The organism is Enterococcus sp. C65 (assembly GCF_040887165.1).
Classification (GTDB): Bacteria; Bacillota; Bacilli; order Lactobacillales; family Enterococcaceae; genus Enterococcus_B; species Enterococcus_B hirae.
Window position 1 is genome coordinate 222289 of record NZ_JBFOFG010000006.1, and the last position, 23295, is coordinate 245583.

The window sequence follows — 23295 nt, forward strand, 5'->3', positions numbered from 1 at the left end:
CTGGACAACAGATCCTTATTGACCGATTTAGCGATAGACACTCGTTTTCTCAAAGGTTTTCCCTTGGCTATTCATCTATACTTTCAGTATATTCACTAAAAAAACAGACTAAGCATAGCAGTTAAACACATCAATGGATGATGTTATACACTATGCTTAATCTGTTTCGATCCGTTCATTTGTCAGTCTTTTTTGGAAAACTACAGGCTTGTTTATAATAATGAGGGTATAGCAAACCTTAGTTTTCCTATCCTCTATGCTCTATTTCAGTTGAATTAATCATTTAAGTAATCTGGAGAAGCTAAAAGTGAACGTGTCACTTCTTTAGGTATCACAAAGGTTGGTGTGCCCATATAGCCAGGTGCGATCGAAAATTGATCGTAAACTAAGACTAATTCGTGGTTTTTATTGATATAAAAAGATGTGTCTTTAGTAACTAATGGCGTTTTTTTGATTAGTCCATCTTTAAAATCATCATCTGTCCAATAATACTGATCAGGGTTTTCTTTGCTATTTTTTTGCATTTGCTCTTTGACTTCATTTGTCAAAACGGAAAGATACTGATCATCTTTGAATAAAAGTGGTAAAGATAGGACTACTCCGCTTTTTTTATCAATCGTATCATAACGCTTTTCCGTATAGCTGTCTGCGGCAGTTTGTGTCATCTTTCGTTCGATCACTAAAAAACGCGGATCATCCAACAGTTTCTGATAATCTCCCGTAACTTGAAAATGATTTGTTTTAAAGTCTTGGTACTGTACTTTTGCTTTTTCAAAGTTTTCTTGTCCTTCACGAAAGTACTTTTTGTTCAGTCCAGCAATCGTCTGACTATTTTCTTTATCTTTTGTACTGATTTGCGGCACTCGGATCTCGATTGCTTCATCAGACAGTGTTTTCCCTAAAATTAATTTCACGACTGGACCAATCAAGGGTAAATCTTCAGCAAAACTACGAATTTGATTGTTAAAAAAAACACTGCTGAACATCATCGCAATAATAGCAAAAGATAGAATAAGTCCTTTCACTTGTTTTTTTCGTTTCACTCGCTGGTTAAACCTTTGTTCTTCCAGTGAGTAGCGTTTGATCATCTCATTTTTGATACCACGAGGGATTTCTTGTTGTTGATAGACTTGTTTCAGTTGTTCTAATTCTTTCTGAGCTGAGTACATCCGTCTTTCTCTCCTTTATTGTGATTTTTACTGTAAGATTTTTCTTAGCTGATTTAACGTACGATACATTTTGGTTTTGACGGTGTTTTCATTCAAATCAAGAATCTCTGCAATTTCTTTTAAACGAAAGCCTTCAAAAAAATGTAAAATCAAAATTTCCTTTTCGGGGCTATCAATTCCTTCAATGATTCCATGTAAATCAGTCAATGAATCGTCCATTGTATGAGCGAGTTGAATCGTTTCTTCTTCCAATGTTTCCGATTGATTTCGTTTTTGCTTACGCCAAGCATCGATCGCTGTTCGTATCAAAATACGATAAAACCAAGCTGAAAATTGTTCAATCTCTTTCCCTTGTTCAATAGCAGCTAACGCTTTATGAAAACTGTCTTGCATCACGTCTAATGCTTCTTCTTTGTTATGAACATAATTCATTGTGATCCGAAACATTTTTTCATATTCCTCTTGGATCAATTCACTTAATAAATTCTTTGATTTTTCGATTTGCTTCTTTTTCTTGTAACGATTAAAAATCGGACCCATCTCCTTTCCCTCTCACTTACTATGACGATCAAACAAACCAAAAAGTTTCAATTATTTTTTAATTTATGTAAAAAATCAATACAAAAAAACTGCAGATCCCTTATTGGGGGATCTGCAGCTATGAATCCGAAAGTCTATTCTTCGGTAAACTCTTCGTCCTCGTAGTCTTCGTCTTCATCGTCATCTTCAATGATGCTTAGATCTTCTTCGATGTTGCCTGGTAATTCTTCTTCATCGTCACTTGTGTCGTCTGCACCGATTTCTTGCAGGTCAGAGTTATAAGCAGCGATTTCTTCATCATCGTCATCATCATCTTCAAAAAGATCATCGTCATCTTCGTCAGACAAGTCAGTATCTTCTGGGTCATCATCATTATAATCGATCGCATCTTCATCATCGTTGATAAAGGCATTGACTTTTTTACGTTTGCGTCGACGAGGTGTATCTTCATCTTCTTCGTCAATTCCATGGTTTACTTCTTCATCGATCGAGTCGATCGCATACCATGAACGCAAGCCCCAACGATTGTCACCTAATGAAATAAAGCTACCATCAATATTTAAGTCAGTATAAAATTGTGCCAGTGAATCACGAATCTCACTGTCTGATTTTCCAAGATAGGTTTGGATTTGGTTGGCTAAATCAGAAAAATCCATCACATCGCCACGTTGTTCTAAGATCGCATGTGCTACTTCGATCATTGATAATTCGTTTTTGTTTGCACCTTCAAATACACTAATTTCCAATCAGGACACGTCCTTTCACAGTCTACTCCTTATCATACAAAATCATACGTAAAAAATCAAACGTTTCTTTGCGATTTAAGCAGTAAAATCTAAAGTTAAATAATATTCCCCTAATTTTTCTGGTCCCATTAGCAAGTCGTATTCAATCATTACTTTCCCAGCGGTTGGTCGGTCTTTCAGACTAACATGTAATTCTTTGGTATACGTTTCAATTTGAAGCATGCCATAAGGTGTCCGATACGTTGTTTCCAAACGTTCACGATACCCGAATTTTAGTCGCATCCGTGTTTCTCCCGCACGAATCAATTGAACCTGTCCATCGGGCATCAATTTGATCGTTACAGGGATTTCTTCTGCTGTATTTTCCTGAATTTCCTGGTATCGTATGTATAACGTATCCCCAATTTTGACCATTTGACCTTTCAGATCAAAGAAAAAGTCTTGATGCTCCCCGTTTTGCATGACTTTCGTCCGTAATTTGATTGAAATGGGTGTTCCTTGCGATTGTGCCATTTTACCTTCTCCTTTACTTCATATAGGTACATTGTTCCTAGTTTTCGTCTATTTGTCAAACAACTCGTCATCGAAGAGGTTGTGAAAGCATCGGGGAGCTCCGATGACAATAAGAAAGAATTTTTTAAAATAGCTTCTCATATTTTGAAAAATTCAGGCTTATTTCAAGGAGCTGATGCTTGAACACCGTTTATTCGTTTTTAGAGTATGTTAGAGTATAGTATAATAATGAGAGAAACTCCCATGAAACGATGACAAACGTGAATCATTGGAATGTCAATCGATGATTAATTATATAAAGGAGCGAATGTAATGAATCCAACAATTATTTTGGATCAAAAAATTTATCAAAAAAATGATTTTACCCCTTTTGCTCTGACGGATATCTTAACCGAGTATTCAAAAAAAAACAACCAAAACTTTCTCCATTTTTGGCAATATGAACAAACAGTGATCTTAGGAATGAAAGATACTCGAACGCCCTACTTCCATGAAGGCATTCAGGAGCTAAGAAAAGCAGGCTATCAGCCAATCGTTCGTAACGCTGGTGGATTAGGGATCATTTCTGATCAAGGGGTTTTAAATCTCTCATTGATTTTCCCTCAAAACGAACAGGAGAAGATATCGATTGATGCTGCCTATGAAAAAATGCTCACATTGACTCGTCTGGCTTTTCCAACCGTATCAATCGAAGCTTTTGAAGTGACTCATTCTTATTGTCCTGGTACGTATGACCTGAGTATCAACGGTAAAAAGTTTGCGGGGATCGCCCAACGTCGCATAAAAAACGGGATTTCTGTGATGATGTATGTTAGTGTCAATGGCGCACAACAAACCAGAGGTCAAGCGATGAAACGATTCTATCAAGAAGCGTTGAAAGAGGATTTCGGCATGGATGGTTACCCGGCGGTCGTTCCTGAAAGTATGGCAACCTTAGCTGATTTACTTGAAACGCCTTTAACCATTGAGGATGTAAAACAACAATTCCAATTGGCACTCACACAACTCTATGGAGAGAGTCGTTCCGTTGATGCGCTATGTTGGAAAGAGGCACATGTCACTTCTGAACAGTGGACGAATCAAATCAATCGAATGGAAGAACGAAATAAATTAAAGGAGCTTGCTGATGACTATTCCTTATAAATATCAATTATTACCGATCGAAAAGGTCTTTCGTGACCCGGTCCATAACTATATCCATGTCCAACACCAAGTCATTTTAGACTTGATCAATTCAAAAGAAGTCCAACGATTGCGCCGTATCAAACAGTTAGGCACTTCTTCCTTTACTTTTCACGGCGCTGAACATAGTCGGTTCACTCATTCATTAGGGGTCTATGAAATATCAAGACGGATCTGTGATATCTTTTCCCGCAATTTCCCTCAAGAAAAAATTGGCGCTGACGGCTGGGATGATCGAGAACGTTTGGTTACATTGTGCGCAGCATTGCTTCACGATGTTGGTCATGGTCCTTATTCTCATACATTTGAGCATATTTTCCATACGAATCATGAAGCGATCACTGTAGAGATCATTACTTCTCCTGAAACGGAAGTTTATCAAATTTTGAATCGTGTGGAAGAAGGATTTCCAGAAAAAGTTGCCAGTGTGATTCAAAAAACGTATCCTAATCCCCAAGTCGTCCAAATGATTTCTAGTCAGATCGATGCTGATCGAATGGATTACTTGTTACGAGATGCCTATTACACTGGGACAGAATACGGTACGTTTGATTTAACCCGAATTTTACGTGTCATTCGTCCCTATAAAGGCGGGATCGCCTTTTCGATGAATGGGATGCACGCAGTCGAAGATTATATTGTGAGCCGCTATCAAATGTACGTTCAAGTTTATTTCCACCCTGTGTCTCGTGGCATGGAAGTAATTTTAGAACACTTGTTACATCGGGCGCATGAGTTGTATCGAGAAGATCCCAATGTGTTTGAATCCCATTCTCAACTACTCTTACCGTTTCTTGACGAAAACTTTACACTGGATGAGTATTTAAAATTAGACGATGGCGTTTTAGGAACTTATTTTACCCAATGGACGGAATTTTCTGATCCAATCTTAAGTGATTTAGCTAAACGTTTCTTATACCGTAAACCGTTAAAATCGGCGACTTTTTCTGGGGATCGCTCTTCTTCCTTGATCAAGGAAATGACTGCTCTTGTGGAAAAAGTTGGCTACAATCCTGTCTACTACACTGCCATCAATTCCAGTTATGATTTGCCTTATGATTTTTATCGCCCCGAAGAAGGACGCCATCGAACACAAATCGAAATCTTGCGAAATGATGGAACTTTGGTAGAATTATCAGAGGTGAGCCAACTTGTGGCTGCTCTTGCTGGACAAGAACAAGGAGATGAACGATTTTTCTTTCCAAAAGAAATGGTTGATCCGTCTTTAAGAAATCACTACGATCTATTTGACGAAACCTATCAAGAATTTGCAAGCCATATCCGCAATGGTTCACTGATTAACCAAACAAACTAAAACACACGATCACTGGAGGAAATTATGTCTATCAAGTTAGTCGCCATCGACATCGATGGAACCTTATTAAATGAGAAAAGAGAAATTACAGCAGACGTCAAAGAAGCAATTGCTCAGGCTGTCGCTAAAGGAGTAGCTATCGTCTTGTGTACCGGCAGACCGTTGCCTGGTGTCCAAGAACAGTTGAATGAACTCGATTTATTCCAAGAAAATGACTACGTGATCACCTACAATGGCGCACTTGTCCAACAAACAAAATCAGGAAAAATCATCGCACGACATGGTTTGACACATGAAGATTATTTAGAAATCGAAGTGATGGCTCGTCGAGTTGGCAGTCATCTACACTCCATTGATGATCAGGCGATTTACACCTCTAATCGTGATATCAGTGCGTATACGATCCATGAAGCCAGCTTAGTTCATATGCCGTTGAAATACCGCACACCTGAAGAAATGACACCAGATATCAATTTGGTTAAAATGATGATGATCGACGAACCTGATATCTTAGATGCTGCGATTGCTCGTTTACCACAAACATTCCGTGAAAAATACACGACAGTGAAAAGTGCGCCTTATTACTTTGAAGTATTAAACAAAGAAGCAAGTAAAGGCGCAGCCGTTGCGAACTTAGCGCAACATCTTGGAATCGATCAGGATGAGATCATGGCGATTGGTGACAACGAAAATGACTTATCGATGATTGAATATGCTGGCTTAGGCGTTGCGATGGGAAATGCAGTTCCGCTAGTTAAAGAAGCTGCCAACGTGGTCACTAAAACAAATGAAGAACATGGTGTGGCAGAAGCGATCAAAACGTATGTTTTATCATAATAAAAATAACATTTGCTACTAAATAAAAATCCAAAACCAGTTCGTCACTGACTGTACGCTGGTTTTGGATCTTTTCTTGATTTAATTGTTTTAATTGTTCAATAACCATTTTTCAACCGCCCATTTGTGGCTACCTCGTTTTAATTTTTCAATGGCTTCTTGTGGTGTGACCCACCAAATGGTATTCGTCTTTTCAGTTGGTTCTGCCACTTGTTGCCAGCCGTTTGCCACGTAAAAGTAGCCTGGGTTATAGTAATAGGTCTGACGGTAATTGGAATAAAAATACTCATCCGCTTCCCCTAGATAAGTCGCAATTTCTGCGACGATCCCCATTTCCTCAAGGAGTTCTCTCTTAAGAGCTGCTTCTTTTGTTTCCATCGCTTCGATCTCTCCACCAGGTAAAAAATAAGCACCATTTGGAGCTTCAATCAAAGCTAGTTTGTTCTTTTCTTCCACGATGATATAGGCAGCATATCGTGGGGAATACTGGACCCCTGCTTCTTTTTCACCAAATACTGGTTTATCCATCATTTTGTCCACCTTAAGCTTATTTACTTTTTATTTTACATGAGAGTTTTCTCATAAACAAGCGCAAATCTTCTATTGCTCTTTCTTTTTTTGTTATGATGAAAAAAAAGGAAAGGAAGTAGTTATTTATGAAAATGGCTCATACTTGCGTTCGAGTGAAAGATCTTGACGCTTCATTAGAATTTTACCAAAAAGCGTTTGGCTTTGAAGAAAGTCGTCGTCGTGATTTTCCGGAAAACAAATTCACCCTTGTTTATTTAACTTTACCAGGAGATGACTACGAATTAGAATTAACTTATAACTATGATCATGAAGGCTATGATCTAGGGAATGGCTATGGACACATTGCTATTGCTGCGGATGATTTAGAAGCACTTCACGAAAAACACCAAACAGAAGGATTCAATGTGACAGACCTAAAAGGACTTCCAGGAACAGCTCCTTCTTATTATTTCGTTGTTGACCCTGACGGATATAAAATCGAAGTTATTCGGGGATAAGGTTGTTAAAAAAACGCTCAAAACAGCTTCTCTTGTTTTGAGCGTTTCTTTTTTATTATCATCGGAACTCCCCGATACCTTCACAACTACCCAAGCATGATGCTTTCTTCTGGGTATTTGTAATTGGCTTCTGTCCTGTTCGCTTTTACTAGTAGTGAAAAAACGACTGTCATGATTCCTACTCGACCGATATACATCAAAGAAATAATGACTAGTTTTCCGATCAATGTCAAATCCGGGGTCAACCCCATCGTCAAACCAACTGTCCCAAAAGCGGAAAAGACTTCAAACGCAATATATTCGATTCCTGACGTTTTGGGAATCGTCTCCGTCACAGATAGGACCATGATCGCAACAACACATAAAGAGAGAGTTACAAAGAAAAGAGTCAATGCACGTAGCACAGCTGCTTGGCGAATGGTTCGACCGAAGGCTTCTGCTCGTGTCTTTCCTTTAAACATGGCATGCATTTGGATCAATAAAATTCCTAATGTCGTAGTTTTCAGTCCTCCAGCTGTCGAACCAGAAGTTCCTCCGATGTACATCAAAAACATCGTTAAAATCAATCCTGCATGACTCATCTGTAAATAATCAATAGAGTAATAGCCTGCTGTTCTTGGTGTCACACTCATAAAAAATGTATTCGCTAATCTTTCTGTAAACGTACCTTTAACTAAAGTCAGTCCATTTCTTTCAGTGATGAGAAATAAAATAAATCCACCAATTAATAAGAGTGCAGTTACAGATAAGGCGACTTTTGAATGTAGTGTGATTTTTTTGACCCGATGATAACTTAGAATATCACGCCAGACAATAAAACCTAATCCACCTGCAATGATCAACGCTGAAACGACCATGATCAGGTAAACATTTGTTTGATCCGCGAGTAAACTGTCTCCTAATAAATCAAATCCTGCATTACAAAAACTAGAAACGGCATGAAAGATACTAAACCAGATTCCTTTAGCCCAACCAAATTCAGGAATAAAAACTACACTCAAAGCAACCGCCCCGATTACTTGGATCACCACCGCAAATTTTAAGATATAGATCATTAACTTAATTACACCCGACATCTCTTCAAGGTTTAAGGCTTCCTTTAGCACAATCCGCATACTAAAACTGATTTTTTTCTTCGCAATAGCAAAAAAGAGGATCGGGATCATCATAAAGCCTAACCCACCGATTTCAATCAAGGTCATGATCAAAAACTGTCCTGCACTATTCCAATGCTCCGCAGTATTCAGTGTCGTCAAACCAGTCACACAAACAGCTGAGGTTGCAGTGAATAAGGCATCAATAAAATGGGTGCTTTCTCCGCTGCGGCTAAAAAATGGTAACGTCAGTAAGCTACCTCCAAACAGGATCAAGATAAAAAAACCAGCAGCAATTAGCTGGACAGGTGATAATCGTTTTCTTACTCTTTTTTTCATGATAGTCATTCCTTATGCTTAATTTTTATCTAAGATCTCAGAACGACATTTTGTTCTGCGATCATAAATAGGTACAAAATGAATCATTGGCGTGAAGCAACTCCTCAACAATAAGCGATGATTTTCTAAAATAGGAGAAGCTATTTAAAAAAATCCTCTCTTATTCGCTCGGAGCTGACCGCTTCTTTCACGACCTCTTTCCATTATAAGCAAACGAGCGCAAGAAGAAAAATAAATGACTACTTTTTCTTCTTACGCTAAATTCGATTTGTTTCGATCCTGAAAAAAGCCATTAGAATGCTGAATTGGATCAGCCTTACTCTTCTGTTCCCATATTTTTCACTTTGATCAGGCGAGTTACTTCTGCTCGTTCGTTTTCTTCCAGCTTCATTTTAATATAATAAATCGTTTCTTCCAATTGAGGAATCGTCATATATTCCAACGCATTGACCCTTCTTCTGGTTTTCTCGATCTCTTCAGCCATGAGTTGACATGTTTTTTCAACTTCTGCCAGCTTCAAAAGCTTTGGTAAGAGCTGCGTAAAACCATCGATCGAACGATCCAACTCTGCATTAGAATGAAGATAGCCATACTCTAATGGTGTCTCATTCAATGTTTCATCGTATTGAAAATTCATGAGGGGAACTTTGACACTCATAATATTTTTCTCAACTACAGAAAGTGAGACGTTTTCCGCTGGTAATGCTAAAAGTTCGTCAATGAAGGCTTCTTCGACTGTTGACTTTGCTAAGACAAAATCTTTCATTGCTGTTTGGGTTTCTTTTTCTATTGCTTGGCGTAACTCATTATTTTTACGGATCAGTAAAATAAATTGACGCATCAATTCATCTTGTTTGTCCTTTAAAAGTTTGTGTCCCCTTGTCGCTGTCGTTAATTGTTTCTTTAAACGAGTTAGCTCCATTCTCGTAGGATTGACATTTAATCGCATAAGGAACTCACTTCCCTTCTGGCAAATACTTATCCAGTAAATCATCCTTGATTCGTTTTAACTCGGTTCTTGGAAGCATCGCCAACAGTTCCCAACCTAAGTCAAGCGTTTCTGTGATCGTCCGATTGGTGTAAAATCCTTGGTTGACATATTCGTTTTCAAATCGTTCCGCAAATTTTGCATAGATTTTATCAATATCTGACAAGGCAGATTCACCTAAAACGACAGCTAATTCCTTCGCTTGTTTTCCTTGCGCATAGGCGGCAAACAATTGGTTCATCGTTGCTGCGTGGTCTTCTCTCGTTTTACCGGCACCTGTTCCTTTGTCCTTCAACCGTGAAAGAGAAGGCAAGACATCGATCGGTGGTTGAATCCCACTCTTATAAAGCTCTCTCGTTAAAATGATCTGACCTTCTGTGATATAACCCGTCAAATCGGGAATCGGATGAGTCTTATCATCTTCTGGCATCGTCAAAATCGGAATTTGAGTTACAGAACCTTTCAATCCTCTAATCCGTCCAGCCCGTTCAAATAAGGTGGCTAAGTTTGTGTAAAGATAGCCTGGATAACCACGACGACCAGGAACTTCTCGACGTGCGGCCGAAATTTCTCTGAGCGCTTCTGCATAGTTGGTCATATCGGTCATGATGACTAAGACATGCATGCCTTTTTCATAAGCTAAATATTCAGCGGCCGTCAATGCCATTCTTGGCGTGGCGATTCGTTCGATTGCTGGATCATTAGCTAAATTCATAAACATAACAGAGCGGTCAATCGCACCTGTTTGTCTAAAGTCTTCCATAAAAAACTCGGCTTCTTCAAAAGTAATACCGATGGCAGCAAAAACCACAGCAAAATCATCGGAAGAATCCAAAACAGTTGCTTGGCGAGCAATTTGGGCAGCCAACTCTTTGTGTGGTAAACCTGAGCCAGAAAAAACCGGCAATTTTTGCCCACGGACTAATGTATTCAAATGATCGATTGCTGAAATCCCTGTTTGGATAAATTCATCGGGATAATCTCTGGCAATTGGATTGATTACTTCGCCATTGATATCTAAATATTTTTCTGGCAAGATTTCAGGTCCATTGTCTTTTGGTCGACCAAGACCATCAAAAACCCGACCGATCATGTCTTCTGATACTCCTAATTGTAAAGGGTGTCCTAAAAAGCGTACGGAAGAATTTTTTAGATTGATTCCACTTGTTCCTTCAAAGATCTGAACCATCGCTTTGTCTTCTTGGACTTCTAGTACTTGTCCACGACGAATCTCGCCGTTTTGCATCCGAACTTCAATCAATTCTTCATATTTGACTCCCGAAACTTTTTCGACTGCCATCAAAGGGCCGACCACTTCTTTGATTGTACGATATTCTTTAATCATCGGTCATCCCTCCTTCTGAAACAATCAATTGGATCGTTTCTTTGATTTCTTCATTTATACTACTAATTTTGGCTAACTCTTCTTCTGGAATATACTTGCTCCGACTAATGCGTTCTCTGACCGCTACCGTACCTTCCATGATTTCATTGAAGTACGCTCCCAACGATAAGGCTTTTCGAGCTTCTTTCCCAAAAGTCAAAATAACTTTCAACATGTTGAATTGTTTTTCTCTTGAAGTAAACGTATCTACATCATCAAAAGCATTTTGTTGTAAATAGTCTTCTCGAATCGATTTTGCTACTTCAAGGGTCAAGCGATCGTTATCAGAAAGCGAATCGATCCCTACCAAGCGCACGATTTCATTTAATTGTTCTTCTTCTTGCAAGATCCGCATGCCTTCAGTTACCATATCAGACCAATCCTGTTGTAAGATTTGATCCATATATCTGCCAACTTCTGTTGAATATAATGAGTAACTTTGGATCCAGTTAATCGATGGAAAATGTCTTTTTTGAGCAAGACTAGAATCTAATCCCCAGAAAACCTTCACCACTCGTAAGGTATTTTGAGTCACTGGTTCAGAGATATCTCCACCAGAAGGAGAAACCGCACTGATGGCAGTGATACTGCCCTCACGTTGGTCAGAGCCTAGAGCAATGACACGTCCTGAACGTTCATAGTATTCAGCTAGACGAGAGCCCAGATAAGCGGGATAACCTTCATCACCAGGCATTTCTTCTAAACGTCCGCTCATTTCACGCAGTGCTTCTGCCCAACGAGAAGTGGAATCTGCCATGATTGCTACATCATACCCCATGTCACGGAAGTACTCGGCAATCGTGATTCCCGTATAAATAGAAGCTTCTCGAGCAGCTACTGGCATGTTCGATGTATTAGCGATCAACACAGTTCGTTCCATCAAAGACTCGCCCGTATTTGGATCGATCAGTTCAGGAAATTCATTGACGACATCCGTCATTTCATTTCCTCGTTCCCCACAACCAACGTAAACCACTAGATCTACGTCCGACCACTTAGCAATCTGGTGTTGCACAACTGTCTTCCCTGCACCAAACGGACCTGGAACGGCTGCCGCTCCTCCTTTAGTTACTGGGAAAAACGTGTCAATGACCCTTTGACCGGTGATCATCGGTACATCTGGATTTAATTTTTGTTTGATTGGTCGACCACGACGTACTGGCCATTTTTGCATCATCGTCAGCTCTTTTAAGCCTTGTTCCGTTCCGATCACACAAATCGGATCATCGATCGTAAATGATCCAGATTCAATTTTTTGTACAGTTCCTTTGATACCATTAGGGACCATGATTTTGTGCTGAATAATCTTCGTTTCATCCACGTACCCAATGATGTCTCCAGCACTTACTTCTGTTCCTTCTTCGATTGTCGCTTCAAACCACCATTGTTTCTCATGATCTAAAGCTGGTAATTGGACCCCACGTCCTAAGAAGTTACTTTGAGTCACTTCCATAAATGTATCCAGTGGTCTTTGAATCCCGTCAAACATTTGTGAAATGATTCCTGGTCCTAGTTCAACAGATAGTGCTTCCCCAGTGGAACGAACAGGTTCTCCGGGACCAATTCCTGAAGTTTCTTCATATACTTGAATAGACGCCACATCTTGACGCATCTCAATGATTTCGCCGATGACTCCTAAATCTCCCACTAAACACATGTCTTGAATACTTGCTTCAGACATATTTTCTGCCATAACGAGAGGACCGGAGACTTTTATGATTTTTCCAATTTGCAAATGACTATCTCCTTTTCCTATTATAAAATATTTTGTCCAACAGCTTTTTCCACACTATTTTGGATCTCTTCTAAACCGATACCAAGGGTTCCTTGATGACTAGGAATCAAAATGATCGCAGGTGTCAATTGTCCTTTATAGCGCTCAATCGTTTCAGGAACCAGATTTGCACATTGTTCGGTGATATAGATCACACCATATTCATTCTTAGCCATCTCATCGATTGTTTTTCTTATTTCAGTCTTTGTCGTACCATGCTGTACATCAAAGCCAAATAATCGAAAAGGCGAGACAGAATCCTTGTCACCTACTACTCCGATTTTATAAGTCATAGACCTGTCTCATCCTTTCTTTTAGTTGTTCCAGTGAAAAGTGATTTCGTTTGCCAATGATCAAAAGGCGCAGATTTTTACTTTCGACTTCTTTTGCGTTCAAAAAAGCTAGTAATGGTAACGGGCCAAACGCTTGTGTCTGTGCTACTTGATAAAAAGAACTTAAATAATCATCTTTCAATTGTTCCAAACTGACTAAATCAATCTGTTCTTCATGGATGACTTTCTTTAATAGCTCACTGTAATCTGTTGTCAGTAAAAACTGAGTAAAAGATGCCATTTCCCCACGAACAAAGGAAAGCAATGTGTCTTTCGGAATACTTCCTGAACTTGAAATAACTGTTGTCATAAAACCTGCAGAACGTTGCTGCAAGATCCCTCTTGCTGTCGTGGTGATATTCGTTAAATCGATAAAAGCAATGATCTCTTCTAATAGTTCAGGGTAACCAAGCTGTTCCCCTAAGCGACGTTGCTCGGTTAGAAAACAACGGTCATAAATCACATCGATCCCTTGTAAAATAGTCGATTCTTCGCAGTATTCATGAACTTCTCGAATATAATCCATGAGACTGTCTGGCAATTCCACCGACACTTGCGTGTGAATCGCATCTTTCAACACTTCCAGCGAATAAAATCCATCATGGATGTAAAGGTGATCAAGGTTTTGCCCTGTGATCTCAGCCTTTGTCAATACTTTCAAATTATGGAAAGTGTAACGCATCGTATAGATCCAAACGATTTCTGGTTCTGGTGCAGATTCTTTCAACCACTGGAATAATTTGCTGCGTTCCTGAGAGAGATTGGCTTCAAAATCCTTGTCAAAGCCGTCATAGATATACGGCTGATAGATCGTGGATTGTAAGATTTCTCCAAGTGAATCGATCGAATCGGTTTGGATCATTTGCTCAAACGTGTCTTTTGAAATCAACTCTAATTCTCTACCACGTATCAAGGGATTTAATTCATGATACTCCATTTAACAATCCCTCCTTAGTCAAATAATTCTTTGGCAATTTCAGCACTCATCGTCTCTTGAATTTCCTTGATCAAGTGACTAAATAAAAAGTTATATTGGATACCAGCATCATCAATGATCAACCCTGCTTGTGCTTTTTCAGTAAAGTCTTCCCGGATTAATTCAAAAGGAAGTTCTTCATTCCATTCAGCGATGACCGCAGGTGTTAAGATATCTGCTGATTTTTCTCCTGGGATCAAGCGAGCTGTGCCATTGATCGGTAATGTTTGGATCATTTGCTTCATCAATGCAAGTTGTTCTTCTTTTGGTTCATTTTCTAACTGAAGCGTTGCTTCCGTGAATAAACGCTGTAAAACTTCTTGTTTCACATTTAAGATTTCTTGTTTCACTTGCATTTTTTGCTTGTTTCTCAACTGGCGATAACTTCGTTCAATTTCTTCCAGTTTACTTGCTTTTTCTTTCTGAAAATCTGCTTCGATCTGCCACTTTTTCACTTCAAATTTTTGATCGATTTCTTTGCGCTTCATTTCTTCGAATGATGCACGTTCGAGTTGTGCTGTTTCATTTATTTGAGTGATGATTTTATCAATCGCATCCACCGTCATTCCTCCTTATAAGCTAGGCTATTACGCATTTAAGACCAGTAAGAAAGAAATAACGAAACCTAAGATGGCATATGTTTCAACCATCGCAGCAAAAATGATCCCTTTCGTTGCATGCTCAGGTTTTTTCGCTAGAATTTGAATACCAGCTGCTGCAACCTTCCCTTGAGCGATCCCTGAGAATAAACCAGTAAAGGCAATCGGTAAGGAAGCCCCTAAGAAGTTCAATCCTTGAACGACAGACATATCACTGCCTAAGTTGATAAAAATCAAGAAGGCGATAACGAAACCGTATAAGCCTTGGGTACCTGGAAGTAATTGTAAAATTAACGCTTGTCCGAATTTTTCTGGTTGACTGGTCGTCAATGCTGCTGCCGCTTCCCCAGTCATTCCAACGCCTTTAGCAGACCCGATTCCTGAAAAAATCGTTGCTGTTGCCATCGCTAATACTGCAAATACCATTCCACCATTTTGAGTAATCAAATAATCCATCATTGTATCAAATTCCTCCAATATTTCTATTTTTTCTTATGATTGATGTTGACGTATTTCTCCACCGTTTTTAGTGGTTTGAAGGAACGCCCTCCTCCAGTGTAAAACTTTCCAAAAAATTCTACATATTGTAATCGTGCGCCATGTACATAGGCACTCAAAAGTGTTAAGAACATATTCAAAGCCTGTAGGACAATGATCAATAAAATTCCGACACTAAAACGAGCAGCTGGAGGCATAAAAGCAACTAACATGTTGAAAGCTGCGGCAATACTTCCTCCAGAGATTCCCAGTGCCATTAGTCGTGTATAGCTGACTAAGTCTCCGATATAGCCAGTTAGACCATATAAATTATACGCACCTTTGGCGATCCCCTTGGCTTTTGAAGAAGATTGGAAAACAGGAATGATCAAAATACATACGGCTGAAAGAACAGCTAATGCACCGCCTAAATAAACAAAGGCGTTGTTTTTAAGGATCATCGTTCCCAATAAAATCAGAATGATACCAAGCAAGATCCCTTGCCAAGCAAACCCATCATTCACGGCATCGACATATGCTTTTCGTTTGATATGTTCCTTAGCAGCAATAAATAGTCCGACTAAAATTTGGATCAAACCAAAAATTACGGATAAAATCAAGATCGTGTTGACATCATCTGTAGTAGACAAAATCGGAAATGGTAAATGAATACCAAAAATTTCTTTAGGCAATGTCGCCCCAAAAAATGAGCTGTAGATAAATCCCCAGATGATCGAAGGGATTGCTAGAATCTCAAAGAATTTTGCAAAACGTTGCATTCCCCGTGGCAATACCACTAATTTTTGGAGTAAAAATGCCCCTAAAAACATCAGTAACCCATACCCGATATCCGCTACCATCATGCCAAAAAAGACGAGGTAAAACGGCATCATCCACGGTGTTGGATCAACTTCTTCATACTTTGGTAAACTATACATCTCCGTTAACATCTCAAAAGGAGCAACGATCGGATGATTCTTTAGTTTGGTCGGTACTTCTTCAGCAATTTCATTGTCCGTTGGCTCGTCAAAGGTCAAATAGACTTCTTCACTTGCTAAGACATTTTGTAGCATGTGGATCAATTCTTGTTTTTCTTCATGATCCACCCAGCCTTGAATCAGAATCAGATAAGGAGTATGAATGATCCGGTCCTTGATTGCTTCTCGTTCAGAGCGAGCCAAGAAGATTTCTTCCGTCCATTCGAAATCTTTGATATACCCACTACAAGCTCCAATGGCTGAAGAGAGTTTCTTTTGTTGGTCCTTGATTTTCTGTAAACTTTGTTTTGCAGCAACTAACTGTTGCTGTGGTGTCCCCTCATACAGATAGTCTTCTTTAACAAATCCATAACGACTGGCGATTTCTTCCATGCGTGACTCGTCAGCTCGTAAAACAATGTAGGCAAAGTAAGTCGTTGTTGGTGAAGAGTTGATTTCTTCTAAATAGGCTTCGTTTATCTCAGCAACTTCAGCTTTAAAAGATTCAGCATTTTTAGCATTGACCGTTCCAATGACTAGCTTGGTCATTTGACTATCAAATGCTTTAGGTGCCAAATCCAGATTTTGCCAATTGAGCAACCAATTCTCTTGGTCTTCCAATTGTTGGCGTTCGTCTACCAGTTGCTCCCATTGTTCTTTCAAAAGTAAGACTTCTTCCAGCTTTTTCGAAAAAGCTTCTTCTGAATAATTTTTTTCCAAGGTATCTAACGAAAGTTCACGCCTTTTTAAGTGTTGTTTTTTCTGACTTTTTTCGCCATGGTGTTCGATAAATTGGATAGCTGTACGAATATCCGTTAATTTATAGGATAATTTCGCAAGTTCCTTGTCCTTATCGATCATCTCTGGTTCAGGAAAAAACGTCTCTACCCATTGATTGTTTTCAGATTCTTGGAACAGATCACGGATTTCTACTGCATGGAGTCCTTGAACTGCTTGCAACAAGATTTCACGATTTTTCTTATCTGAAATGAGAGTCACTTTTTCCATTTTAGTGACAGCCATTTTTTTGTTTCATCCTTTCAATGATCTCATTCGTTAAGTTCTTTTTCTTCGCTATTTCCTCTTCTTCTTTTTCTAAATACGTTTTTTCTATTTCAAGAACTTTTTGACGAAATTGATCTAAAATCAATTCCAGTTTGTGCTGTTCGTCTTCAGTTACTTCCTCTTCATTTTTTCTTTTTTCTTTCATCAGCTTAGTTAATCGTTCTTGGAATTCTTTATTCAAATCGATTAATTCGTTATTTTTTAATTGTTCATATTGAGCAAGTTCTGCTTTGACCTGCTCTTCTTTTTTATGATTATTCTCTTCTGCTTCTTTGATTCTTGTCAAAATTCGCGCCATTTCTGTCACAATCACTTCCCCCTTTCGATTAAAAAAGGACACATGCTCTCGTTACATTGAAAGTATGTGCCCTTTAGTTGACTAATGATGCTGAGCCCTTCAATATGTTCTTCTCACCCCTTGAAGAACGCGATCCTTGAAGCATTATGCCCAACCATTTTATTCGTGATTTAATTCTATTGTACCAAAATGACGAAAAAATTCAATAAAAACACCATATTTTTCCTCAGTAACTCTGTTTTTTTATAAGAAATTCTCATGAAAAAAATTTTTTCTTCATATGTAATACCAAACTAGATCTATTTCAAATAGTTTTAAAATTTTTTTATTCTTGATAGAATAGAACGAATAGACGATTTGGAGGAATGTTTATGTTACCCATTATTGGAATTGCTGGAAATCAGTTGATCCGAGCGACAGATACTTTTCAAGGAAATCAAGTAACCTATACTCCCCAAGGCTTTGTCAATGCTGTACAGCAGGCGGATGGTTTACCGATCGTTTTACCGATCTCATCTCCTAAGACTGCTTCTGCTTATATTGACCAAATCGATAAACTGATCTTAGCCGGTGGACAGGATATTTCCCCACAACTGTATCATGAACCTCCCCATCCAAAAATTTTAGAAACCAACCTTCAAAGAGATCTCTTTGAAGCGGCACTTATCAGCGAGGCACTCAAACAAAACAAACCAATTTTTGCTGTTTGTCGTGGAATGCAACTCTTAAATGTCGTGCTTGGGGGTAGTTTGTATCAAGATTTAACCACTTATCCTAAGTGGTCAGTCAAACATGAACAGCATCCAACCGCCCCACAATTTGCTACTCATGAAGTAGAGATTTTACCCGACACTCTATTACATCAGCTACTACCTGATACTTATTTGGTAAACTCTTATCATCATCAGGCGTTGAAAGAGCTGGCACCTTCATTAAAAGCCACAGCCTTTTCTCCTGATGGTCTAGTGGAAGGGATTGAAAGTCTCGATAAGGATGTTCGATTATTTGGTGTACAATGGCATCCAGAGCTGACACATTCAAGCAATCCCACTGATCAAGGATTATTTGATTTTTTTGTTCAAGAATTTTAGTCCTTAAGGGATTGAACAACGATTTTTCCCTTTAGAATATCCTAAAAAATGCTGGCGTTATTTCGTAGATCAACCGAAATAACGCCAGCATTTAGTTTTTCATTTACCATTTTGTTGTGCCGATACTGCTTTTAATAGTCAGTCGGTTAGGATTTCTTACGTTCATTTCTCATAATTGAAAGTGACTGTTTCAATGAACTCCATAAGCCACCTTCACTATAAACAAGAACATTTGATTTATACATATTCGCTGAGAAGAACATTAGCAGGAATGTGACAATGATTAACACTACAAGTGAAATCAATACACTAGTCATTCCCACTGTCTCATTCGCCAAACGAATCGGCATAATATAAGAAGAAAGGAACGGAATATAGGACGTGATCCGAATCACGATATTGTTTGGATCAGATGCGCCTAAGATCAACCCAAGCATATAGCCACCTAAAGAAAGATAAGTAACTGGTAAAATCGCTTTTGCTGTATCTTCTGCTTTGTTGACTAATGATCCACATAAAGCCGCTAAAACGGAGAAGATCAAGATACCAAAGAACATAAACAACAATGCGTACCATAAAAATGGACCGATGATCTTATCTAGTGAAATATTCTCTATGATACTTTTTACAAAATCCATATGTTTAAATTGTTGGAATCCCACAGTCAAAATCACACCGTATAGAGCCATCTGCGTTAAAGCAACTAACAAGACACCAGTCAATTTACCATAAAAATGTTTTTGAGCTGTCGTACTTGATAAAATGACTTCCATGATTCGAGTTCCCTTTTCAGAAGCAATTTCTTGCGCGATGATTTGTGAATAAGTCAGGATAATGATAAATAAGATAATGGTTGCTGCATAACTAATCGCATATTGTACGCCAGAATTATCTTCTCCAACTTTCATTTTGTTATTACTATCAAAACTTACTTTTTGTCTAGTCAAACTTGCTGGTTGACTAAGACTAGCTACTTCTTCAGGAGAAAGTCCCAGTTGGCTAGCTCGCAATAGTGATTGCAACCCAGTTAATTGCTGTTGGATCAACAATTGTGTACTTTGTCCTAACGAATTTTCACTGTAAAGTTGACCTTTTAGCTGATCGTTTTCGACCGTGACGACTAAATAGGCATCAATTTTTTCATCGGATAATTCTTTTTGAGCTTGTGTTTGCGAATCAACCGCTTGAAAGCTGAACTCATCGGTTTTTACTTGTTCAAGCTGTTGCGTTACTTGTTGATTTTCGGACAATACACCAATTTTATTAATCTCACTGTTTTGCTGAGCAAAATTGCCTGCTAAATAAACGATCCCTATCATAACGAATGGCACTAAGATCATAATCAAGAAAGAGATAGATTTGACATTTTTTAAATAAACATCTTTTGTAATGATCCAAAATTTACGCATCAATCTCACCTGCTTTCATTTTGAATATCTCTTCTAAGGTAGGCGGTTGTTGATTGAACATTGGAATATAGCCAAATTGTGTTGCTCGGGTAAAGATTTCTTTTCCTACATCAGGATCGTTTAAAGTGATTTCAAGCGTTTGATCTTCATGAGTGACGACTTTTTCGACCCCTTCGATCATTGCAACTTCCTGCTGGGACAAGCCAGATTCTAAGAATAACTTTGTACGTCCAAAAGAATTTCTGATTTCATGGACTTTCCCGCTTAACACCATTTTTCCATTACGTAACATAATTAAATGATCACAGATTTTTTCAACATTATCCATATTGTGACTGGAGAAAATAACACATGAGCCATGTTCTTTTAACTCAATGATCCCGTCTTTCAGCAATTCTGCATTGACTGGGTCAAGCCCACTAAACGGCTCATCCAATATGATCAATTTAGGTTCATGGATCAACGTAGCAATCAATTGAACTTTTTGTTGATTTCCTTTAGACAATGATTTTACTTTATCGGTTTTCTTTCCTTTTACTTGGAACTTTTCCATCCAAAAATCGATTTTTGGTTCGATCTCTTTTCTTTTTTTGCCTCTCAATTCAGCAAAATACAACAATTGCTCTTGAATCGTTACTTTCGGATACAACCCACGTTCTTCAGGAAGATAGCCAATAATGTCATAGTCTTTTTCTCCCAAAGGTTGTCCATTCCATAAAACTTCCCCTTGATCCTGTGTCAAAAAATCTAAGATCAATCGAAAAGTTGTGGTTTTTCCTGCCCCGTTTTGTCCGATCAGCCCCATAATCTTTCCATCAGGTATTTGAAAAGACACATGATCAACAGCGGTATAGTCTCCAAACGTCTTAACCAAATCTTTCACTTCTAACATCGTCTCACTCCTTCGTCTCCATTTCTGCTACCGTATTCAGATAGTTCAGACAACTTAAATCGCATACAAATGCAAAAAATGAAATAGTCCAGAGATTCTTTATCAATTAAAGGTCCAAAGTCTATTGAAAAATGAATAGTTTAAAAAGAAAACCATTCTTTCCCACTTTTTCATTGAAACAACGACCATTTTGACATTTATTCAATCTAGGTTGGCTATAATCATTTCCAATAGTCATCATAGCGCTTCCCGCCTCGTCGAACTAAAACGAATTCTACATCATTTGTTATACAAAAAATCATAGGACACTTTACGTGGTTTGTAAAGTGTCCTATGCTAGTTCTCATGCAATTTATCAAAAACATTTTGAGCAACATTTTTTGGTAGCCCAATTTGTTGGAGTTCTTCCATCGTTGCTGCCGTAACATTTTTTAACGATTTAAATTCTTTTAGAAGTAATTTTTTTCTTTTCGGTCCTAATCCTTCGATTTCATCCAGCTTAGAAGCAAAACTATTTTTACTTCGTAGTTGTCTATGGAATGTGATCGCAAACCGATGGACCTCATCTTGGACCCGTTGAAGTAAAAAGAACTCGGGCGAATTTCTTTCCAATGGAACCACCGAAAGTTCATTTCCAAAAAGGAGTTCATTCGTTTTATGCTTATCATTTTTAGCCATACCAGCCACTGGTATGTCGATCCCAAGTTGATTTTCTAAAACATCTTTGGCGACATCCACTTGCCCTTTCCCGCCATCGATCAAAATCAAATCAGGTAAAGGGAGACCTTCTCGAATGACACGAGAATATCTTCGATAGATCACTTCTCGCATCGAAGCATAATCATCTGGTCCTGTGACTGTTTTGATTTTATATTTGCGGTATTCTTTTTTTGCTGGCTTTCCATCGATGAATACCACCATTGCCGCTACTGGATTGGTTCCCATGATATTCGAATTATCGAAGGATTCAATCCGAACAGGTGTAGGAATATTCATGGCATTCCCTAAACGTTCCACTGCCCCAATCGTTCGTTCTTGCTTTCTAGCAATCAAATCAAATCGTTCATTCAATGCAACCGTAGCATTTTTATTCGCAAGTTCTACTAATTTTTTCTTTTCACCACGTTTAGGTTGTAAAACTTTTGTGGACAACAATGCCTCCACACTCGGTTGATCGATCGTGTCAGGAATCAAGACTTCTTTAGGAATAAAATGTTCATTTTCTTGATAAAACTGCCCGATATAAGTCAGAAAATCCTCTTCTGCTTCATTATAAAAAGGAAACATCGACACATCCCGTTCAATCAATTTCCCCTGTCTGACAAAGAATACTTGGACACACATCCAGCCTTTGTCAATGGCATAACCAAAAACATCTCGATCCACCAGATCTGTATTGGTCATTTTTTGACGAGTCATAATCGTTTCAATGGCTCGTATCTGATCGCGGTATTCTGCCGCTTTTTCAAATTCCATCTTTTCGGCAGCTTGAACCATTTTTTGGTGGATTTCTGATTCAACTTTTTCATAGCCACCATTTAAAAAGCTTTTAACTTCATCAACGATTTTCGTGTAAACTTGTGGATCAACATCAAAATAATAAGGACAAAGGCATTGTCCTAAGTGATAATACAAACACGGTTCTTTCGTTTGGCTAGGTTTACACTTGCGTAACGGAAACAACCGATCAAGGATTTTTTTGGTCTCGTTGGCTGCGCCAACATCTGGATATGGTCCAAAATAAACTGCTTTGTCTTTTAACACTTTACGTGTAATAACTAAGCGTGGGTACTTTTCGTTTGTGATTTTCAAAAAAGGATACGTTTTATCATCTTTCAACATGATATTGTATTTAGGATCATTTTTCTTGATCAAATTGATTTCTAAAAGTAAAGCTTCGATATTGGATTCTGTAACGATATATTCAAAGTCTTCGATCTCACTAACTAATCGTTCGGTTTTGGTATTATGACTACCTGTAAAGTAGGAACGGACTCTATTTTTGAGAATCTTTGCTTTCCCAACATAGATGATGGTGCCATTTTTATCTTTCATCAAGTAGCAGCCAGGTTGATCAGGAAGTAAGGCTAATTTATTTTTGATACGTTCGTTCATGAAATACTTCCTTTCAAATTTCATTGAATTAATTATAACATGTCTGTCAAAAAGAATCGTAATCGGCTCATTTGTTTCCTAGACTTGTTTGAGGGTTTAGATAAATTAGAGAAAGGTTTTACTGAAATTTGTGCTAAGGACAAAAAAACCGAGAT

23 protein-coding genes and 1 other annotated feature are annotated in these 23295 nt (G+C 38.4%); of the genes, 5 read left to right on the plus strand and 18 right to left on the minus strand.

All coding sequences use genetic code 11. The features are described from left to right. Positions 1-275: 275 nt before the first annotated feature. The 4 genes from AB3I12_RS08890 to AB3I12_RS08905 all read right to left on the minus strand — a co-directional run bounded on the left by AB3I12_RS08890 (position 276) and on the right by AB3I12_RS08905 (position 2968). On the minus strand, positions 276-1169 hold the full coding sequence (locus AB3I12_RS08890) for an RsiV family protein (RefSeq protein ID WP_063627415.1): 894 nt from the start codon (positions 1167-1169) through the stop codon (positions 276-278). Positions 1170-1196: 27 nt separating this feature from the next. Continuing rightward, the gene (locus AB3I12_RS08895; protein WP_063627416.1) at positions 1197-1709 is read right to left on the minus strand and encodes an RNA polymerase sigma factor; all 513 of its coding nucleotides are present in this window, start codon (positions 1707-1709) and stop codon (positions 1197-1199) included. 134 nt (positions 1710-1843) lie between these two features. Continuing rightward, a complete protein-coding gene (rpoE, locus tag AB3I12_RS08900; protein ID WP_010718626.1) occupies positions 1844-2455 on the minus strand; it encodes a DNA-directed RNA polymerase subunit delta in 612 nt (203 codons plus the stop codon). A gap of 75 nt (positions 2456-2530) precedes the next feature. Continuing rightward, the gene (locus AB3I12_RS08905) at positions 2531-2968 is read right to left on the minus strand and encodes a DUF1934 domain-containing protein (RefSeq protein WP_010718627.1); all 438 of its coding nucleotides are present in this window, start codon (positions 2966-2968) and stop codon (positions 2531-2533) included. A 312-nt stretch (positions 2969-3280) separates the two neighbouring features. Here AB3I12_RS08905 and AB3I12_RS08910 point away from each other — a divergent pair, with 312 nt between their 5' ends. From AB3I12_RS08910 to yidA, 3 genes are read left to right on the plus strand one after another with little or no spacing between them, the layout of a single operon-like run. Then, positions 3281-4111 carry a lipoate--protein ligase family protein gene (locus AB3I12_RS08910; protein ID WP_063627417.1) on the plus strand — a complete coding sequence of 277 codons (831 nt, stop codon included), beginning with the start codon at positions 3281-3283 and terminating at the stop codon, positions 4109-4111. After that, positions 4095-5465, plus strand: a complete 1371-nt coding sequence (locus AB3I12_RS08915; RefSeq protein ID WP_063627418.1) for an HD domain-containing protein — start codon at positions 4095-4097, stop codon at positions 5463-5465. Before AB3I12_RS08910 ends, AB3I12_RS08915 begins: the two co-directional genes overlap by 17 nt. Positions 5466-5489: 24 nt before the next feature. Next, positions 5490-6302, plus strand: coding sequence for a sugar-phosphatase (gene yidA, locus AB3I12_RS08920; RefSeq protein WP_010718630.1), 813 nt, complete (start codon positions 5490-5492; stop codon positions 6300-6302). Positions 6303-6392: 90 nt separating this feature from the next. On the opposite strand, the gene AB3I12_RS08925 is transcribed toward yidA, so the two are convergent. Continuing rightward, positions 6393-6830, minus strand: a complete 438-nt coding sequence (locus AB3I12_RS08925; RefSeq protein WP_034699102.1) for an NUDIX hydrolase — start codon at positions 6828-6830, stop codon at positions 6393-6395. Positions 6831-6958: 128 nt separating this feature from the next. Between AB3I12_RS08925 and AB3I12_RS08930 the strand changes: the two genes are divergently transcribed. After that, complete coding sequence (locus AB3I12_RS08930; protein ID WP_063627419.1) at positions 6959-7330, plus strand: VOC family protein; 372 nt, start codon at positions 6959-6961, stop codon at positions 7328-7330. Between the two features lie 86 nt (positions 7331-7416). On the opposite strand, the gene AB3I12_RS08935 is transcribed toward AB3I12_RS08930, so the two are convergent. From AB3I12_RS08935 to AB3I12_RS08980, 10 genes are all read right to left on the minus strand, one after another. Further along, positions 7417-8763, minus strand: a complete 1347-nt coding sequence (locus AB3I12_RS08935) for a TrkH family potassium uptake protein (RefSeq protein WP_063627420.1) — start codon at positions 8761-8763, stop codon at positions 7417-7419. A gap of 316 nt (positions 8764-9079) precedes the next feature. Further along, positions 9080-9712, minus strand: a complete 633-nt coding sequence (locus AB3I12_RS08940) for a V-type ATP synthase subunit D (protein ID WP_080292479.1) — start codon at positions 9710-9712, stop codon at positions 9080-9082. A gap of 7 nt (positions 9713-9719) precedes the next feature. Then, the gene (locus AB3I12_RS08945; protein ID WP_010718636.1) at positions 9720-11096 is read right to left on the minus strand and encodes a V-type ATP synthase subunit B; all 1377 of its coding nucleotides are present in this window, start codon (positions 11094-11096) and stop codon (positions 9720-9722) included. After that, on the minus strand, positions 11089-12870 hold the full coding sequence (locus tag AB3I12_RS08950) for a V-type ATP synthase subunit A (protein ID WP_063627421.1): 1782 nt from the start codon (positions 12868-12870) through the stop codon (positions 11089-11091). Before AB3I12_RS08950 ends, AB3I12_RS08945 begins: the two co-directional genes overlap by 8 nt. A gap of 20 nt (positions 12871-12890) precedes the next feature. Beyond that, positions 12891-13202, minus strand: a complete 312-nt coding sequence (locus AB3I12_RS08955) for a V-type ATP synthase subunit F (protein ID WP_010718638.1) — start codon at positions 13200-13202, stop codon at positions 12891-12893. Beyond that, the gene (locus AB3I12_RS08960; protein ID WP_063627422.1) at positions 13192-14178 is read right to left on the minus strand and encodes a V-type ATPase subunit; all 987 of its coding nucleotides are present in this window, start codon (positions 14176-14178) and stop codon (positions 13192-13194) included. Before AB3I12_RS08960 ends, AB3I12_RS08955 begins: the two co-directional genes overlap by 11 nt. 14 nt (positions 14179-14192) lie before the next feature. Further along, the gene (gene ntpE / locus AB3I12_RS08965; RefSeq protein WP_063627423.1) at positions 14193-14777 is read right to left on the minus strand and encodes a V-type sodium ATPase subunit E; all 585 of its coding nucleotides are present in this window, start codon (positions 14775-14777) and stop codon (positions 14193-14195) included. Positions 14778-14804: 27 nt separating this feature from the next. Beyond that, positions 14805-15275 carry a V-type ATP synthase subunit K gene (locus tag AB3I12_RS08970; protein ID WP_010738015.1) on the minus strand — a complete coding sequence of 157 codons (471 nt, stop codon included), beginning with the start codon at positions 15273-15275 and terminating at the stop codon, positions 14805-14807. Positions 15276-15298: 23 nt separating this feature from the next. Continuing rightward, positions 15299-17293 (minus strand): V-type ATP synthase subunit I, encoded by a 1995-nt coding sequence (locus AB3I12_RS08975; RefSeq protein WP_063627424.1) that lies wholly within the window; start codon positions 17291-17293, stop codon positions 15299-15301. After that, positions 17280-17633 (minus strand): ATPase V, encoded by a 354-nt coding sequence (locus tag AB3I12_RS08980; protein ID WP_231105550.1) that lies wholly within the window; start codon positions 17631-17633, stop codon positions 17280-17282. The genes AB3I12_RS08975 and AB3I12_RS08980 overlap by 14 nt, the downstream gene beginning before the upstream one ends. Before the next feature lie 107 nt (positions 17634-17740). Then, positions 17741-17789, minus strand: a sequence feature (sodium ion sensor (DUF1646 type); this cis-regulatory element may regulate processes involved in with the transportation of sodium ions). 215 nt (positions 17790-18004) lie between these two features. On the opposite strand from AB3I12_RS08980, the gene AB3I12_RS08985 reads away from it, so the two are divergent. Then, a complete protein-coding gene (locus AB3I12_RS08985) occupies positions 18005-18724 on the plus strand; it encodes a gamma-glutamyl-gamma-aminobutyrate hydrolase family protein (protein ID WP_063627426.1) in 720 nt (239 codons plus the stop codon). A gap of 146 nt (positions 18725-18870) precedes the next feature. On the opposite strand, the gene AB3I12_RS08990 is transcribed toward AB3I12_RS08985, so the two are convergent. The 3 genes from AB3I12_RS08990 to uvrC all read right to left on the minus strand — a co-directional run bounded on the left by AB3I12_RS08990 (position 18871) and on the right by uvrC (position 23140). Continuing rightward, on the minus strand, positions 18871-20133 hold the full coding sequence (locus AB3I12_RS08990; RefSeq protein WP_063627427.1) for an ABC transporter permease: 1263 nt from the start codon (positions 20131-20133) through the stop codon (positions 18871-18873). After that, positions 20126-21025 carry an ABC transporter ATP-binding protein gene (locus tag AB3I12_RS08995; RefSeq protein WP_010718646.1) on the minus strand — a complete coding sequence of 300 codons (900 nt, stop codon included), beginning with the start codon at positions 21023-21025 and terminating at the stop codon, positions 20126-20128. The genes AB3I12_RS08990 and AB3I12_RS08995 overlap by 8 nt, the downstream gene beginning before the upstream one ends. Positions 21026-21361: 336 nt before the next feature. Then, a complete protein-coding gene (gene uvrC, locus AB3I12_RS09000) occupies positions 21362-23140 on the minus strand; it encodes an excinuclease ABC subunit UvrC (protein ID WP_010738020.1) in 1779 nt (592 codons plus the stop codon). Positions 23141-23295: the final 155 nt, after the last annotated feature.

Coding starts and splice junctions, on each gene's coding strand:
- AB3I12_RS08995 (WP_010718646.1), bottom strand. CDS start 21,025: ATGTTAGAAGTGAAAGATTTGGTTAAGACGTTTGGAGACTATACCGCT.
- AB3I12_RS08975 (WP_063627424.1), bottom strand. CDS start 17,293: ATGGCTGTCACTAAAATGGAAAAAGTGACTCTCATTTCAGATAAGAAA.
- AB3I12_RS08925 (WP_034699102.1), bottom strand. CDS start 6,830: ATGGATAAACCAGTATTTGGTGAAAAAGAAGCAGGGGTCCAGTATTCC.
- AB3I12_RS08915 (WP_063627418.1), top strand. CDS start 4,095: ATGACTATTCCTTATAAATATCAATTATTACCGATCGAAAAGGTCTTT.
- yidA (WP_010718630.1), top strand. CDS start 5,490: ATGTCTATCAAGTTAGTCGCCATCGACATCGATGGAACCTTATTAAAT.
- AB3I12_RS08945 (WP_010718636.1), bottom strand. CDS start 11,096: ATGATTAAAGAATATCGTACAATCAAAGAAGTGGTCGGCCCTTTGATG.
- AB3I12_RS08960 (WP_063627422.1), bottom strand. CDS start 14,178: ATGGAGTATCATGAATTAAATCCCTTGATACGTGGTAGAGAATTAGAG.
- AB3I12_RS08980 (WP_231105550.1), bottom strand. CDS start 17,633: ATGGCGCGAATTTTGACAAGAATCAAAGAAGCAGAAGAGAATAATCAT.
- AB3I12_RS08910 (WP_063627417.1), top strand. CDS start 3,281: ATGAATCCAACAATTATTTTGGATCAAAAAATTTATCAAAAAAATGAT.
- AB3I12_RS08935 (WP_063627420.1), bottom strand. CDS start 8,763: ATGAAAAAAAGAGTAAGAAAACGATTATCACCTGTCCAGCTAATTGCT.
- AB3I12_RS08990 (WP_063627427.1), bottom strand. CDS start 20,133: ATGCGTAAATTTTGGATCATTACAAAAGATGTTTATTTAAAAAATGTC.
- AB3I12_RS08905 (WP_010718627.1), bottom strand. CDS start 2,968: ATGGCACAATCGCAAGGAACACCCATTTCAATCAAATTACGGACGAAA.
- AB3I12_RS08985 (WP_063627426.1), top strand. CDS start 18,005: ATGTTACCCATTATTGGAATTGCTGGAAATCAGTTGATCCGAGCGACA.
- AB3I12_RS08890 (WP_063627415.1), bottom strand. CDS start 1,169: ATGTACTCAGCTCAGAAAGAATTAGAACAACTGAAACAAGTCTATCAA.
- uvrC (WP_010738020.1), bottom strand. CDS start 23,140: ATGAACGAACGTATCAAAAATAAATTAGCCTTACTTCCTGATCAACCT.
- AB3I12_RS08955 (WP_010718638.1), bottom strand. CDS start 13,202: ATGACTTATAAAATCGGAGTAGTAGGTGACAAGGATTCTGTCTCGCCT.
- AB3I12_RS08970 (WP_010738015.1), bottom strand. CDS start 15,275: ATGATGGATTATTTGATTACTCAAAATGGTGGAATGGTATTTGCAGTA.
- AB3I12_RS08940 (WP_080292479.1), bottom strand. CDS start 9,712: ATGCGATTAAATGTCAATCCTACGAGAATGGAGCTAACTCGTTTAAAG.
- AB3I12_RS08930 (WP_063627419.1), top strand. CDS start 6,959: ATGAAAATGGCTCATACTTGCGTTCGAGTGAAAGATCTTGACGCTTCA.
- AB3I12_RS08895 (WP_063627416.1), bottom strand. CDS start 1,709: ATGGGTCCGATTTTTAATCGTTACAAGAAAAAGAAGCAAATCGAAAAA.